Annotated in this window: 16 protein-coding genes; 8 read left to right on the plus strand and 8 right to left on the minus strand. The window is 49.2% G+C overall.

Going from position 1 to position 14,429, the window contains the following annotated elements; genetic code table 11:
* Positions 1–103: 103 nt before the first annotated feature.
* From B5D63_RS22320 to B5D63_RS22330, 3 genes are all read left to right on the plus strand, one after another.
* Complete coding sequence (locus tag B5D63_RS22320) at positions 104–2,062, plus strand: ATP-binding protein (RefSeq protein WP_143313037.1); 1,959 nt, start codon at positions 104–106, stop codon at positions 2,060–2,062.
* Positions 2,063–2,080: 18 nt separating this feature from the next.
* Positions 2,081–2,713, plus strand: coding sequence for a response regulator (locus B5D63_RS22325; RefSeq protein ID WP_078671049.1), 633 nt, complete (start codon positions 2,081–2,083; stop codon positions 2,711–2,713).
* A gap of 163 nt (positions 2,714–2,876) precedes the next feature.
* On the plus strand, positions 2,877–3,269 hold the full coding sequence (locus B5D63_RS22330; RefSeq protein WP_078671050.1) for a hypothetical protein: 393 nt from the start codon (positions 2,877–2,879) through the stop codon (positions 3,267–3,269).
* Between the two features lie 8 nt (positions 3,270–3,277).
* Here B5D63_RS22330 and B5D63_RS22335 read toward each other — a convergent pair whose 3' ends face one another.
* A complete protein-coding gene (locus B5D63_RS22335) occupies positions 3,278–3,550 on the minus strand; it encodes a hypothetical protein (protein ID WP_078671051.1) in 273 nt (90 codons plus the stop codon).
* 340 nt (positions 3,551–3,890) lie between these two features.
* Between B5D63_RS22335 and B5D63_RS22340 the strand changes: the two genes are divergently transcribed.
* Positions 3,891–5,843, plus strand: coding sequence for a hybrid sensor histidine kinase/response regulator (locus B5D63_RS22340; protein WP_078671052.1), 1,953 nt, complete (start codon positions 3,891–3,893; stop codon positions 5,841–5,843).
* Here the strand turns inward: B5D63_RS22340 and B5D63_RS22345 are convergent.
* The 6 genes from B5D63_RS22345 to B5D63_RS22370 all read right to left on the minus strand — a co-directional run bounded on the left by B5D63_RS22345 (position 5,815) and on the right by B5D63_RS22370 (position 9,881).
* Positions 5,815–6,777, minus strand: coding sequence for a terpene synthase family protein (locus B5D63_RS22345; protein ID WP_078671053.1), 963 nt, complete (start codon positions 6,775–6,777; stop codon positions 5,815–5,817). The two genes, B5D63_RS22340 and B5D63_RS22345, sit on opposite strands and share 29 nt — an antisense overlap.
* A gap of 11 nt (positions 6,778–6,788) precedes the next feature.
* Positions 6,789–7,904 carry a cytochrome P450 gene (locus B5D63_RS22350; RefSeq protein ID WP_078671054.1) on the minus strand — a complete coding sequence of 372 codons (1,116 nt, stop codon included), beginning with the start codon at positions 7,902–7,904 and terminating at the stop codon, positions 6,789–6,791.
* 337 nt (positions 7,905–8,241) lie between these two features.
* Positions 8,242–8,532: a helix-turn-helix domain-containing protein gene (locus tag B5D63_RS35805; RefSeq protein ID WP_078671055.1), complete on the minus strand. Its 291-nt coding sequence runs from the start codon at positions 8,530–8,532 to the stop codon at positions 8,242–8,244.
* Entirely contained in the window at positions 8,510–8,854 is a 345-nt protein-coding gene (locus tag B5D63_RS35335; protein WP_078671056.1) for a hypothetical protein, read from the minus strand. Before B5D63_RS35335 ends, B5D63_RS35805 begins: the two co-directional genes overlap by 23 nt.
* 13 nt (positions 8,855–8,867) lie before the next feature.
* On the minus strand, positions 8,868–9,356 hold the full coding sequence (locus B5D63_RS22365) for a hypothetical protein (RefSeq protein ID WP_078671057.1): 489 nt from the start codon (positions 9,354–9,356) through the stop codon (positions 8,868–8,870).
* 132 nt (positions 9,357–9,488) lie between these two features.
* Positions 9,489–9,881, minus strand: a complete 393-nt coding sequence (locus B5D63_RS22370) for a hypothetical protein (RefSeq protein WP_078671058.1) — start codon at positions 9,879–9,881, stop codon at positions 9,489–9,491.
* Between the two features lie 147 nt (positions 9,882–10,028).
* Between B5D63_RS22370 and B5D63_RS22375 the strand changes: the two genes are divergently transcribed.
* The 3 genes from B5D63_RS22375 (at position 10,029) to B5D63_RS22385 (ending at position 12,911) form a co-directional block, all read left to right on the plus strand.
* Positions 10,029–10,910, plus strand: coding sequence for a LytTR family DNA-binding domain-containing protein (locus tag B5D63_RS22375; RefSeq protein ID WP_078671059.1), 882 nt, complete (start codon positions 10,029–10,031; stop codon positions 10,908–10,910).
* Positions 10,911–11,292: 382 nt separating this feature from the next.
* Positions 11,293–12,126, plus strand: a complete 834-nt coding sequence (locus B5D63_RS22380; protein ID WP_078671060.1) for an RteC domain-containing protein — start codon at positions 11,293–11,295, stop codon at positions 12,124–12,126.
* A gap of 23 nt (positions 12,127–12,149) precedes the next feature.
* Complete coding sequence (locus B5D63_RS22385) at positions 12,150–12,911, plus strand: RteC domain-containing protein (RefSeq protein ID WP_078671061.1); 762 nt, start codon at positions 12,150–12,152, stop codon at positions 12,909–12,911.
* A gap of 17 nt (positions 12,912–12,928) precedes the next feature.
* Here B5D63_RS22385 and B5D63_RS22390 read toward each other — a convergent pair whose 3' ends face one another.
* Positions 12,929–13,366, minus strand: coding sequence for a hypothetical protein (locus tag B5D63_RS22390; protein WP_143313038.1), 438 nt, complete (start codon positions 13,364–13,366; stop codon positions 12,929–12,931).
* A 200-nt stretch (positions 13,367–13,566) separates the two neighbouring features.
* Here B5D63_RS22390 and B5D63_RS22395 point away from each other — a divergent pair, with 200 nt between their 5' ends.
* Positions 13,567–14,394: an RteC domain-containing protein gene (locus B5D63_RS22395; RefSeq protein ID WP_078671063.1), complete on the plus strand. Its 828-nt coding sequence runs from the start codon at positions 13,567–13,569 to the stop codon at positions 14,392–14,394.
* Positions 14,395–14,429: the final 35 nt, after the last annotated feature.

The raw sequence follows: 14,429 nt of genomic DNA on the forward strand, positions 1-14,429 counted from the left end.
TGGGATTTGCCGTTTTTAATTTGCAGGAATCCACAATTTTTACCTGCGGGATTCCGCATTTTTTTTGTTGTTGCCCGGAAAGACCGGCCATGCCCGTATATTTGTGGACACTGCAAATCGTTACCTCTGCTGCAGCTGCAACCAACCGCCGGACCAGGCCAAAGACCACCTGAAACCCTTAACCTACTATTGCCTACTACAAATGAAAACCGTCATCTCGTTGCTTTTCCTGCTATTACTGATACAGCAGCCGCTGGCATGGTCGCAGCCTGACATAGCGCTACAGGTTGCCCGGATCGATTCGATGAGCGATAATGACAAAGCAATTCTTTCCTATCAGCTAATGTTGCGGGAAAGGTCTGATTTGGATGCCAAAACCCGCATAAAGATCCTTAACCACATGGGGCAGCGGTATTTTGGTAAAGGAGATAATGGCGCCTTAATACGTTACCTGGACCAAGCGTGTAAGCTGGCAATAAAGGCCGGCTTGAACCGGGAAGTGTCCGCCTTATACAACAACCTGGGTATCGGCTACCAGAGTGCCGGACTTTATGATAGTTCATTGTGGTATTATCAACGGTCCGTAGCGGCTGCGACCAAATATGGCACCACGATTTCTGCTGCAAAGCCCTGGCTCAATATGGGCCTGCTATACAACAGGCTTAAACGTTATGCTCCTGCCATCGGGGCCTACAACAAGGCCCACATGATAGCTGTAGCGCAAAAGGATACTGCTATGCTTGCGGCCTGCTACCTGAACCTGGGAGCGCTCTATGCCGGCAGGTACACGCCGGACAGTCTTGGCAAAGCAAAGCTGTTGCTTGAAGAAGCCCTTCAGCTTACCCGCAGGCAAGGATATGATGATATTAAGCATAAGGCCAATTACTCGCTGGGCCTGATGATGGAAAACAACGGGCGCCCTTCCGAAGCGGTGCCGTATTATGAAGCGGCAAGGAATATCCCGATCAGCGAGTATGACGATTGTATTCCGCTGCTCAGCCTCGGCCATGCTTACCTGAAAATGGGCCAGCTCCGAAAGGCACAGCGGGCGCTGGACAGCGGTCTTGCCAAAGCAAGACGGATGGTGCCGGCGCCGGATTACCTCTGCGACTTTTACCTATACTATGCCCAGCTGCTCCGGGCGCAAAAGAAGCCGGAGCAGGCAGCAGCCTTCTATGAGCAATATATCGATCTTTCCGACAGTCTGCGGGGAGCGCAAACACAAGCCAGGATCGATCGGCTGCAACGGGAGTATGAAAGCGAAAAACGGGATAACGAGCTGGTAAAAAAGGAACTGGTGATCTCTCGCCAGCAGGCCGCTTTGCAACGAAAGAACATGATCGTCTGTGCGATCATTATCTTAGGTGCTACAGCTATAGCGCTGATGGCATGGTATGGGCGGGGGCGCCGCCGAAAACAGCGCCTGCAACAGGAAAAAGCAGTATGGGTCGCCACCTTCGAGGGCGAAGAAAGAGAGCGGCAAAGGATCTCCCGCGAACTGCACGACGGCATAGGCGGTGCCTTGTCCAATGCCCGCCGTTGGTTCGCCACAATTGGCAGCGAACATCCACACCTACTGCGGGAAAGTGATTACGGCCAGGCGCTGGACCTGCTGGACGGCACGCTGGCGGACGTGCGGCAAACGGCGCACCGGCTCATGCCCCAGTGGCTGCTCAAGCATGGCCTGGTCAAAGCAGTAGAGTTATACTGCCTGCAGGCGCGCCGGGCTACCTCTAAGAATATATCCTTTGAATACCTGGGCTATGTTGGGGAGATGGGCCACAGGCTTCACCTGATGCTTTATCGCTGTATACAGGAGCTGTTGGAAAATGCGGTCCGGCACTCCGGCGCTAGCATAATTCTTGTGCAGCTCAGCGGCCACGACGATCTATTGCAGGTCACTGTCGAGGATAATGGTAACGGCTTTGACGCTTCGGCAGCTGAGGCCGGTATCGGTATGGCCCATATCACAAGGGGCATAGAGCACATAGGCGGGAAGGTGGATATCCGTACTGCCCCTGGTAAAGGCACCAGCATCACCTTTGAACTTAAATACGCATAACCTTTCATAATCATTACCATGACCCCAATTAATATTATCATTGTCGACGATCATCCCATAGTGCTGAGCGGCTTGCTGAAAATGCTGGAAGGCCATAGCAGGGTCAGGTTGCTGGCTACCTACCGGGACGCTGCTTCACTGCTTGCAGGAATGGGAAGCCATCAGCCGGATGTGCTGCTTGTAGATGTGCAGATGCCGGTTATGGACGGTGAAGCCCTAGTGAAGATCCTCACGAAGCAGTACCCGGATGTGAAACTACTGGTCTTTTCCAATTTCGACCAATCTTATACCGTTCACCGAATGTTCGCTGCCGGGGCTAAGGGATATTTGCTCAAAGGGGCAGACAAGATGACCATTATCGAGGCCGTTGAAACTGTCCATGCCGGAAAGAACTACCTCGATGCGACCATGAGAGAAGAGTCCCTTGGTGAACTGCTGGGAGCCAGCAGGCAAGCTATTACCTTAACTTTGCGCGAACAAGAGGTGCTTGATCTGCTGGCAAAAGACTTTACCACCAAAGAGATAGCCCGTACCCTGTTCCTGAGCGAACGCACGATCGACAATCATCGCAGTAATTTGCTGCTGAAGCTGGGGGCCAGGAGCGTAGCCGGTTTGGTAAGGAAAAGCATGCAAATGGGACTTATTAACTAATCATGTTCGTTAAGCATTTTGCCTTTAGATGAAATTGACATATTAATTCAGGCGACGGCTTTACCTTTAAGGAAGATGGCCAGAGATCGAGTTTACTTAGCAGATCGTCAGCTGAGAAAGATCGAACATTTGTATTACTAAACCCTTACCAAAATCGCCCGCCATGTTTGCTCAGTCACCCAGCGGCTATTACAGCCGGCTAGAAAAGAAAATGGGAGTGTTTATCGGTCACAGAAAAAGGTTGCAAATGCGCCTTGACTTCATTTTGCGATGCTGGCTGGAAGCCGGTTCCGCTTACCTGGACGAGTATATGGAGATTTTACGTCAGGTCGAGGTAATTGAACGCTGCATCGGTGTATGGATAAAGCCGGCCACAGAATTGCGCGATCACCTCAACCTGATTGTCAGGACCGGCATGTATCCACAGGACGTCAGCCCTATACTGGACGATTTTGAGCATATTGATATTGATTGGTGCGCCATTGTTGGACGGGCCTACGAGATAAGCTTGCCGCCAGGAAGCGTTTTTTACAGAAAGGGCTATGTCCCTGCATGACCCAACAACTATTTACGCCTTTTTCGCTTTTTAAGGTACGCCCCTTTCGAAAGGCCGATGAGTGGCTCCGGATCTGTCTCAATGAGATCGGCGATGCTGTACAGATCTGAAATCGTGAAGGTCTCCGGCGCGAGGAATTTCTTTTTTAATGTCGAGTAATTTGCACCCAGGTCCAGCCCGATACGGGAAAGCGGCACCACTTCCAGCAGGTGGTCAAAGCCGGTAATATTGCCGCCCTCCAGCAATGTTTTTAAAGTTTTGTATCTTTTATCCTTCGCCATTCGGCCTTAAAAATAAGGCGTCAGGATAATTTTGTATTAAAAAACGACAGATGTGTTTTTATTTACTACAAATCTGTTGTAAAAAAAATCAAAATTGTATTTTTTTGTTTCTCGGGATTGTTCTACATTAGTGTAAAGCGTGCGCCACTGCTGTGTATCGCTTGAGAAGGTAAGTTCCCCACCAGGATTAATTAAGACCACTCCGCGCGTTTCAACACCATCAGCCCCGGTCAGTTTTGTATTCCAAAGAGATCTGCCACTGGCTTCCTGTATCTATGCATTGCTGGATTAAATGTTAATACGCCTGGATTTGGAAGCCATTCACAACTGCCAGTGACCTATGGATTATATTGATCGAAAAACTAAAAACGACCCACCGCGTAACTATAAACCTCAAAATATCATGCACCAATTGAATACTTTGTTAATAGCCGGTACGCAAGGAATGCTTGCCGAAGATAAAGGCCGGGTAATTGTTGTTAACGCACTTTGTTTGCTCACTGTATTGTTGGCTTCGGTGATGGGGACGGCAATATTTATCGCATCCAGGGATATCGGCGTGCTGATTGCGGCCTGGACGGAAGCCGCAGTTTTCTCCGGGATCATCTGGCTCAATAGCCGGCGCAGACACCTTTTGGCGGCCATGCTCTTCATTCTCCTTCACAATGTAGCCGTTATTTACTTCGGCATCTGGCGGCAAATGACAAAGGAAGAAGAATTGTTGACGGTTTTCCTGTGTATTACCTCAGCGCTTATATTTAAGCCCATATGGCATTCCTCTTTGGCATGGTTGTTTTGCCTGTTCGTAATTGTGATTGCCTACGGCGTTACCCGCCGTGGGATCATTGCCGGTGAACCCTTGCCTGTCCGTGACCTGTACGCAAATCTTGGACTAATGGCCATTCTGCTGATGACTTTTTTTGCCATCCTTTTATCTAAATATTACGACATGAGGCTTAACGAACTACTCATGCAACGAAGTTTCAGGATACGTAAGTACGTCCATCAATTGGAAGATTATAACAAACAGCTTGAAGGCTATAGCAAGCAATTAGAAAGCGAGGTAGCGCGACGAACCGATGAGGTGACGCGTTATGCGGAGACGGTAATACACGAGATGCGTAACCATGCAGTGTCGCAGCAATTCGCCTCAGAGACCGTGTTAGGCTATCTGAAATATAGTGAGGACGGCAGCAAATTTGAGACCATTGACGACCCCTCCAGGCTAAAAGCAGTCATCCGATACCTGTCCAGAAAATTTGGGATGGTCCACCGGATCAGCAGAAGCATTAAGGAAACGATCGATAATACGCTGGATACGCACAAGATCGGCGATAACAGGTTTTTTGATTTCAATATGACGGATGTGGATCTCCGCTCCTGGAGTTCGCACCTTACAGAGGTAATGCAATTAGTGGCAGCCAAAGACTCAGTAGACATATCTTTGGAATTCGATAACGGCCTGCCCGAGGTTATCCGGACCGACGGCCATTTGCTTAACTGTGCCGTCAGGAACCTTTTAAACAACGCTATCGATTTTAGTCCCGAACATGGAAATATCCGACTAGCCATATTACAGGCCCCTTCAATGCGAGAGCTATACATCGAGGTCGAGGACCAGGGACCGGGGATTCTACGAGAGCATATCAATGAAATTTTTAAGCCATATTATACGAGAAGAAAAGGAGGTACCGGCCTGGGGCTGGCGCTGGTCAGCTCTGCCATTGATCATCTTGGAGGAAAGATTGAAGTGACCTCCACAATCGGTAAAGGAAGTATCTTCCGTATCGTTATCCCGCTGATCGTTGGAGAAAAACAAGTTGAAACAGCTGAAAAGACCTTTACACTTAATGTTGAAAGGGCCTTGCGCATTCTGATTACCGACGATAATCGCGTCAATAGAATGTTTTTTAGCGGTATGGCCAAAAAGCTTGGGTGTGCAGCCATTACGGCAAACGACGCCAACAGCTGCATTGAGAAGGTTATCCTGGAAAGGCCGGATCTTTTGTTGCTGGATATTCACATGGAAGGGATCAGCGGCATTGAAGCTTTGCGAACGATAAGGACAATGACCGATCCGGAGTTGAGCAGGATGCCTGTCATTATAGCTACTGCAAACACGTCGGAGGAGCTACCGGAGGAATTGGCTGCTCTTCAACCAGACGCATTCCTCTATAAACCTTTTGAAGCGGAAGATATTGTAAGTAGTATCAACATGGCTATGGACAAGGCTAAAGCCCGGATGCAGGAATATAAGGCTCAGTCTAGGCAGGACTGCGGAACTGATCGGTAGGCGCGCCTCCTGGTAAATATCTTTTGGTATCGGTGATGTACCAACGCCAGTGCCCAGCGATCATGTAGTTATTGTAGTTGATAAATTGCTGCACCGCATCGTTATAGGAACCGAATTCCGGCAGGTGTTGGCAACGATACAGATAAGTGTTCACATCCTCATCGTGGTAACGGACTGCAGCTGCAATAGCTTCTGGTCTACTAAGCCCCTGTTGATGCTGCAGTACCAGGACAAGGTTCATTACATCCCTGCTCTGCTCCTTCCCTACGGAGAAGAAATCGTTGGCCCAGGCAATGATCCTGCAGGTCAGCCGGGCAATTTCTTCCATTTGGGGATGATGCCTGACCTGATCGGGTAAAGGCATTTCGGTAGCAACTTCAAGGCCATCTACCATCTGCAGCACATCGACGCTTCGCCAACGGATGTTTACGTACTGCTCCAGTGTCGGTATTTTCAAGACAGCTTTAAATGGCGCTTCGGCTGCCATACCCTCAAAATAGATCTTCATGCTCCGGGCGAAACGTTCCATCCAGAATTGCGGCATGAATTTCCGAAAGCCTTCTGCCATGACATGCATTTGATGGAAAAACTCGTTTTCGGTTTGCAGCGGCAGGGATTCCCCCTGGATAATACTGGTCAATCTCGTGCTCAATGCTGCGTAGGTATCGGGGGTGCAATATTCATAAACATCGTCAAAGGCAAGGCCCCAAAGAGAGCTTTGGGCAAGCGGCACCAGCCGCTCCGCTGAGGCGAAGGGGAAAAACCGAGCCGTTAAATAACCCGTGGCCGTTTGCCGGTATTTTTCCTTGATTTCGGGAGGCAGGCTTGGATATAATTCATCTAGCCAGGTGCGGGTCTGCTGTTCCAGCCAGGGTGCATGTTCACTGATAGTATCCGCAAAGGGATACTTTAGAACCGGGGATTCGTTTGCCATGTAGGGAAAGTTTATAAAGTGATCGGCAATGTTTGAAATCCAGGGGTAATCAGGCTCGGTGTTCTCACCGGCTCTCCGTCACCTGGCATGACCCTCGTGCTTTCACGGAGTAATACTTCCAGTGCTATCCGGGCCTGTGTCCTGGCAAGCGCGGCGCCAATGCAGTGATGGATACCATAGCCAAAGCTTAGTGCCTGGCTGCTGTTGTGGCGGTCGAGGTCAAGCTTGTCCGGCTCCGCAAAGAGCTCCGGGTCCCGGTTGGCGGTACTGATCCAGCCATTAATAATGTCTCCGGCCTTGATCAGCTGTCCTTCGAGCACCACATCTTTTCTTGCGATACGGTACATGCTGACAATGCTGGGGTAAAGCCGCAGCACCTCCTGTAAAAAGTTCGGAATGATTGCCGGTGACTGCCGTATGGTGGCTTGGAGCTGGTGGTCTACTGATAGCTGGTGAACTGCGCTCGTGATCAGGTTGGCGGTGGTTTCATAGCCTGCAAGCAGAATGGTCATACAGGTCCCGATCTTCGCAGCCGGCGCCAGCGCATCTGCTCCGACTTCGGCTAAAGCCAGAGCCGAAAGCAGGTCTGCTCTAGGCTCCGCCGCCCTGGACTGGAGCAGTTGCATAAATAGTCCAGCCATTTCCTGTTGGGCAACGGCAGCTTGCGCGAGGCCCCCCTCCACATAGCCAGCAGTGACGATTGCCTTGGCCCAGTTGTTAACTTTCATTATCTCCGTCCCCGACGAGATCCCCAGTACCTCACAAATGACCGTTGCCGTAAGCGGAAAAGCAAAGTCACGCGCGACATCTACCGTTTTATCCTGGCAACCGGCCAGCAGTGATCGGCAGGCGTTTTCAATGTCCTGCTCCAGGCCGGCAATCGCACCACGGCTGAAGAATCGCGAGATCAGTGCACGCAGCTGTCCATGCAAGGGAGGATCGATTTGATTGAGGTTGCTGCCCAGCATACCGTTATCGGGCATATAACCGTTCCCGTAGGTAGCATAATCAAATAGGAGCTCCCTTACCTGCTGGTAACGGTATACCTGCCAGGCGCCGGCCCCACCGGACATTAAAGGAAAGTCGGCATCATAATACACGTTCTGAACAATAGGAGGTGTAGGCATGACAGTTAGTTATTATAGACAAGATAATCGGGGTAACGGCAATCAGGCCGCAGTGGAAATTTGTAAGGAGGTTAATTGAGCGAAAAAGAAGGTTTTGGGATCTCGAATTTTGGTTTAAACTTAAAAGCGTCCGGCAGCTCTAGCTGCCGGAGCGCTATTAGCCCGTCCATATGGCTGTTTCCGTCCATTGTGGCCCAATGCCTCAGTTGAAAACGCTATTTAAGCTGCTTGACGCATGGACATCGTCTATGGTTTCATCCATAACCATAAACGAAATGCAGGCGAGAAAGTACTATTACTTTAGCATAGTTTTTTGATTACCTACTGTCTTATTTATTTAGGGGCAAGCGATAAACCATAGGATATCTTGGACAAGCCGATAATTATACTGGATCGCTTCGCGTTCTTTACGCGTGAGACATTTAACTTCAAGAGCCAGTATGTACAACGTGCTCACCGAGATATTAAACATTTTTGCGAGTCTGGCCATCGTTTCGACAGTAGGCGCGGTCTTACCGGACTCCAGCAGTGAGATGCTGGTTTGGCTGATACCGATCAATGACGCGAAGTCCCGCTGGCTCAGACGCAGATACTGTCGAAACCGTCTAAAAACCTTGCCATAGTCCATTGGGTAATATTTTTTTTGGAGGGGACACTTTGATCAGAAGCCTATCCTCAGCATTTCCATACTGCGGCAGATCAAGCAATAAAGCGATGCTGTAGGCTAGATCCAGCCGGCTCGCGAGGTAGCTTCGCTGCAGCTGCTGCCGATCATCGCTGTTGCCGTTACGGACACACATCAGATCGCAGGTACAAAAATGATGCTCTTTGGTGCCGTTGTTGGGGATACTACTAAACTTATCGAGACTGGAAAGGGAATCAAAACATGCTAAGAAGAATATAGGAAGCGATTCGTTTATAGAAAAAATAAGCTGGTGGTTAATTATCATGGATTGATTTTTTTTAGGTAGTAGATTTTGGAGTCAATACGATCATAGGCTTATTTCCCTTACCGGTCATCAGGGAAGGCAAATCGATGTGGCATGATAATAGTTCTGAATCACTCGCAAATAAGCCGTGCTCACTATTGAACTGCGCATCATTCGTGTGGGGAGGTTGAGTGTACCTTTTATACACATCACCGAGTCCTATGTTCCAGCCATCAGCCAGGAACCTCAGGTATGCTTCCCATTTGTTTGTGGCCTTATCCACCAACATACGTGCAGGAGTAGCCATAATAGCATATTGACGGAAAATTATCGGTACAGGGAGCGGATCACCATCGGCAAGATTTGGCTCTGTATTGTCGTCCTGGTAAATGTCGCTGCATCTTGCTCCCTTGACACTTGCTGAAAGTTTGCGATGTGCAGATAGCAAGCTTGCTGCTTTTACCGTAACGGTCCTACCGGTGGATAGTTTGATGGAATATTTGCGACTAACTAGTTTTTTCATGCGGGCATGTCATTTCTTTTATAACGGGTTACGGTCAAAAAAGTACTATTCATTCGAATCTAATCGGATCAATACAGTTTCCTGTTACAAGGAAGGCGGAGGGTCGTCCCCCTTCCGCCTTGTCCCTTTCTGTCAGACGACAAGGGTAAATTCTACCGTAGCTTTAAGCGTACCTTGAATTTTTGGCACACCTGAAACAGGAGGTGTAAACGTCGTTTCGCCAGTTATTTTTATTCTGGTTTCTTTGGTCCTGTAGGCAGGGCCATAGTCTTTGGGTGGAGTTGGTATAACGATCGGGCCGCGTGTACAAACCACGGCCCCGATCTGAGCTCCCCAAATAGCCCGGTCTGGGGCTGATACGATGTAGGCCTTTTGCAACGGACTCAGGTAAAAATTCTGCTCCATCCAGGCGGCAAAATCGTTTTGTATGGCTTTAACTTCGATTATTAGATCAGCATCGCTAAGGGCATAGAGTTGCTGTTGCTTGAAGTTTACGCCGTCGGAAGTGAAGGGTACCTTAGACATCAGTAAGAGATTTATAGATTAATGGTATAAAAAAGTTGAGGTGACGGTCCGGAATAATCCTTATACTATCTACAGTGTATAATTTAAATAAATATTTTTATATTTATAAGTACTTGTGTTCTTAAAATAGCCTAAAAATATTTTGCTATGCCGGAAAAACCCGGACAGACAGGATACCATGATGGCGTTATCCGGTTTGTCCTCGCTTTTATCGCTGCCCATATTGTTACCGAGTATGGAGGGCAGCAGCCCTGGCTTACCAGGGTCTTTTCTATCGACTACTATATCGAATACGGAAGTACACTGGCCATCACCATCCTTGACATTCATATCGTGTATTGGGTAACGTTACAGCTGGACCGGAAATTCTCCTGGCTGGACCATCCGGTTTTTCGCGGCCTGCTTCAGGTGGCATTCGGACTGCTGTTGCCGACACTGATCACTTTTCTTTTGGCGGCTGGATATTTCCGGCTCTATGGGATGGATATCCTGGATACCAACTACCACTTGTATGCCTTACCTTTTATCAGCAGCCTGATTGCTCTATTCAATGTTTACTACCTGGTCCGCTATCTTCTCCGCGAGCGGGAACACTATTGGCAGATGGTGCTCCAAAGCGACAGGGATAACTCTATGGTAGCGCCAGCTACCATGCCTGCGCCGGAACCGGGGATGCCGCTCCTGGAAAAGTCGGTATTCATTGTCCATACACCCACCCGTAGTTTTCCCGTTGCAACGGGCGACATTGCCTATTTCTACCGTGAGGAAGGACAGGTGTACCTCCGGGCGTTTGCTGGGAACAAGCATATCCTTTCCCAAAGCCTGGAGCAGATCGAAGAGCAACTAAATAAAGATGATTTTTTCCGGGTGGCGAGGCATATGATCGCGAGCCGGGCTGCCGTGCGCGGATACGAAAAAGATACCTACGGTAAGCTATCGCTGAAGCTCGAACCGACGCCGGAATATAAAAGGTCTATAACGATCAGCCAAAACAAGGCCGGCAAGTTCAGGGAGTGGCTCGACCGTTGAGAAAGTAAAGCAGGCTTCCGACTATGGATTGACAATCATATTTTAGTAGTTCACGAATTATTTCAAGCGCCCGCTTCTCTACTTTTCCCTGCCAGTAGCTGATTTTCGTTTTTTTATACAACTCGGTTTGCGATATGCCTCTTTAAACGAAGCCTGTCCCGGCAATTATATATGCGTATGGCACGATCAACGAAAAAATTAGTTTAAGTTTGTTTGAGCCCAATAGTTTCAGAACCATCATTTAGTAAAGTAATTCAGTAATTCACCGGCGACATTTGCGATATCAGCAAATTTGGCCGGCTGAAGCGCGCTTGTTGCGCCTTTACCGAATTATTTTGCTACCGTAAACGACGACCTATCGAAACCTGAAACCAATTAATAGATGATATCTTTTGCGCAAGAGCTGGAAAGAAGGATGCTGGACCAATTGGAAGAAATAACACGGCAGGCTGAAACAGACCTGCAACAAGCCGAGCGTTCCTATCTACTTATTAGAGGTTGCCTGAGGGAACTGACCGACTTTGGCCGGGACTACGTTTTCAAGGATCGGAAAGAAGAGCTGACGTTCTACAAAGAGGTCAAGCCGAAGTTTGTACGGGAATGGTTTTTTTATTGCAGACTCTTCTCCTTGGAGGCTAGTATGCCTGTGGGCAGCTCGGAGCAACAGGCTTGCTGGATGAAGCGGCAGCTGGAAGAGCTTAACCAATACCTGACTGACAACCAATTTTTGTACCTATATAGCCGAAGCGGCCAGACCTATATGGACGAGCAGCTTTTTGTGGCCGAGCCTGCAGACGCGCTTGTTTTGATGTACGCGAGGGACAGCGAGCCGGACGGCGGAAATACATTCTCCTACCTTTTGGGCAAGATCCAGGCTGCCGAAGACCTCGCGGCCTACCTGCTGCGGCGCATAGCGTTAACCAGCCAGGGGGAGCCTGCTGCGGAATTGGACAAACAGGAAGTACACTGGGATGGCAGCCTGGCGCAACTCTATGAGATCGGATACGGCCTTTTTACTGCCGGGCTGGTAAGGGGTACCGTAAAAAGTGTGATCGAACGCCTGGGCTATGCATTTGCCGTAAAGCCAGGCAATTATTACCGGTATATGCTCAATATGAGGATCAGAAAAAAATCTCCGACCCAATGCCTGGACCTGATGACGAGTTCGCTGCTGGAATACATGCGCCAAGCCGACCTCGATCCTAAATACAAATAAACTCTTTATTCCCCTACATTGCTATGTTAGCAGAGATGAATGCATTACACTACCAGCTCAAAAGTGACCTTCAGCATATGGAAGCCACGGCCATTTCGCCATTGGCACAAGCGGACGCCTGCTTTAGGCTAACCTCACTCTACTTTGCGCAGCTCAAACACATGGTGGACGCTCATGTATTCTCACCACAGGAGCAGATCACCTTATACAAATATATAACGCCAGGATTCCTGGAGGAAGTCATCTTTTATTTGTCGTTGATCGACCTGGAGTCCAGAGATGGAGATGTCGGCCAACTGCAGCGCTATTACCACGATGAGCTGGAAAGTGTCAAGAGCTTTTTGGAACGGCAGGATTTTTTGCGCCAGTATATGGCCTTGGGAAAAGAGTACCTGGACGATATTTTATTCAGTCATAGGCCACCGGATGCCGAGGTTTTCCCTGAAAGCCTCGGTTTTGCGGGAACAGAATATTTCAACCCCCATAGCTACCTGGTCGCAAGAATTGCAGCATCCCTGCGCCTGCATCGCTTCCTGGAGCAAAAACTTGCAGGCGGAACACCTGCAGCAGATTTAATGCAAAGTCCCGAGCTGCCACTGCCGGGGGGACTTCCAGACGTTCCGCCACCACAGTTGCAAATGGTCATGGACGACATCCGGCAAAAATTCAGCTGGCTTAAAACCAAGGTGGTGCCGGGCAGCGGCAATCAAAGCAGGCTTTTACTGCAGGCACGAATAAAATACAATCTCCGGTTGTTTAACGAGCACCCGAAAACGAATTCTTAAAAGGCCCCGTTCTTTGTTTAGCTAAAGGTTAGGTAAGATTCCAACTTTTTAATAACAACCCTTGCCCTCAGGTCTTCCAGGGCATCCTCCATGACCGTTTCCTGGTTGGGCGTCACTACACTCGCCTCACACAAATCCCAAACGGCTGCCGCTTGTTGCTTCCAGTCCTGAACCCTGGAGATGGTCCGGTCGATATCGATAAAAGGGCCGGCCTTTTGGCGTAGGTCATCAAAATCCGTGTAGGGAAACAACTCTAATTTAAACGCAAACAAAAAGGCGGCTGCCAGCTCCCTTTGCGCCTCATGGAGTGTTTCGACGGTAAGCAGCTCGCCGCCCGTACGGTGCGCAAACATTTCCACGGCCACGAGTATGAACTCCAAGAATTTTTCGGGGACAAGCCCCCATGCCGGCAAGGCCTTCAACAAATCCGTAAGTAGTTCTTTATCGTAGCGCATAGGCATGTCCCTTCCTTTTCCCGGCAGGGGGAGCAGGTAAAAGTAAGATTTTATAGCCGTCTGTTTTCTCAGCTGTGGATTATGCTTCCAAAAATAATTTTTTGACACCTTGGCACCATAGTGTCAAAAACCTTATAGCCGGCGTCACATTTTTGTATCGTTAAACAACGGTACTATCCTTACTAAATCAGCACCAAACGATGAAGCCGCTCAGTAGCTACCAACAGATCATGGCCTCCCGCCTTCATGCATCCGAAAAAGCAGGACAAACTGTATTGCAACGTTGTGGTTCGGCCATTGCAATCGTGGAACAGGTCCTGCAAGAACTCAACCCGGTCCTATCCGATACTCAGTTCTTAAATGCCGGCGAAGAAATCAATTTTTTCAAACTGCAACTTCCTGCCATCCACGCGCAGCTGATCTACCACCAATCTGTATCCTGGCTGGAGAGCCGTAAGCCGGTGGGTGATTACGCAATTCACCGCCATTACTATAGCAGTGAGCTGGACCGGATCAGGCGCTATTCAGAAGACCACCGGGATTTTTACCAGTACCATCGTACAGGCGCAACGTACTGGGACGAACATTTGTTCCAGCGCGGCCATGAGCTGCTGCCGCAGTTACGGCATGAGTACTCCTTTGCTATGGATCGCCGGATCAATACCCAAGGCACCATGTTGGTGGCTACCATGCAGGCATACGACCTGCTCAGGGAATTTATAGAACAGCAGACCGCTCAAGTTGACTGCCGCCCGGCTGCCGTAGGCAGTACGGACCATAAGCTGCTGAAATGGACCGATAGCAAGACCGCACTGGCCGAGATGATCTACGCTTTCTGGTTCAAGGGTTCCTTCAATAACGGGGCCGCCGAGCTTAAAGAGATTCAGGCTTACGTTGAGCAGATCTTCGACATCCGCATCGGCAATATCTACCAGATCAAACAAGAGATGTACGCCCGCGAAAATATTTCCGCCTACCAGGACCTGCTGCATAAACGCTTCAAAGAAGGCATGGAGCAGTCGCTATAACACCCCTGTAGCCATTGCAATTGCTTATCAGGTCG

The organism is Chitinophaga eiseniae (assembly GCF_900167135.1).
Lineage (GTDB): Bacteria > Bacteroidota > Bacteroidia > Chitinophagales > Chitinophagaceae > Chitinophaga > Chitinophaga eiseniae.

Coding starts and splice junctions, on each gene's coding strand:
- B5D63_RS22325 (WP_078671049.1), top strand. CDS start 2,081: ATGACCCCAATTAATATTATCATTGTCGACGATCATCCCATAGTGCTG.
- B5D63_RS22330 (WP_078671050.1), top strand. CDS start 2,877: ATGTTTGCTCAGTCACCCAGCGGCTATTACAGCCGGCTAGAAAAGAAA.
- B5D63_RS22335 (WP_078671051.1), bottom strand. CDS start 3,550: ATGGCGAAGGATAAAAGATACAAAACTTTAAAAACATTGCTGGAGGGC.
- B5D63_RS22340 (WP_078671052.1), top strand. CDS start 3,891: ATGGATTATATTGATCGAAAAACTAAAAACGACCCACCGCGTAACTAT.
- B5D63_RS22345 (WP_078671053.1), bottom strand. CDS start 6,777: ATGGCAAACGAATCCCCGGTTCTAAAGTATCCCTTTGCGGATACTATC.
- B5D63_RS22350 (WP_078671054.1), bottom strand. CDS start 7,904: ATGCCTACACCTCCTATTGTTCAGAACGTGTATTATGATGCCGACTTT.
- B5D63_RS35805 (WP_078671055.1), bottom strand. CDS start 8,532: ATGGACTATGGCAAGGTTTTTAGACGGTTTCGACAGTATCTGCGTCTG.
- B5D63_RS35335 (WP_078671056.1), bottom strand. CDS start 8,854: ATGATAATTAACCACCAGCTTATTTTTTCTATAAACGAATCGCTTCCT.
- B5D63_RS22365 (WP_078671057.1), bottom strand. CDS start 9,356: ATGAAAAAACTAGTTAGTCGCAAATATTCCATCAAACTATCCACCGGT.
- B5D63_RS22370 (WP_078671058.1), bottom strand. CDS start 9,881: ATGTCTAAGGTACCCTTCACTTCCGACGGCGTAAACTTCAAGCAACAG.
- B5D63_RS22375 (WP_078671059.1), top strand. CDS start 10,029: ATGCCGGAAAAACCCGGACAGACAGGATACCATGATGGCGTTATCCGG.
- B5D63_RS22380 (WP_078671060.1), top strand. CDS start 11,293: ATGATATCTTTTGCGCAAGAGCTGGAAAGAAGGATGCTGGACCAATTG.
- B5D63_RS22385 (WP_078671061.1), top strand. CDS start 12,150: ATGTTAGCAGAGATGAATGCATTACACTACCAGCTCAAAAGTGACCTT.
- B5D63_RS22390 (WP_143313038.1), bottom strand. CDS start 13,366: ATGCGCTACGATAAAGAACTACTTACGGATTTGTTGAAGGCCTTGCCG.
- B5D63_RS22395 (WP_078671063.1), top strand. CDS start 13,567: ATGAAGCCGCTCAGTAGCTACCAACAGATCATGGCCTCCCGCCTTCAT.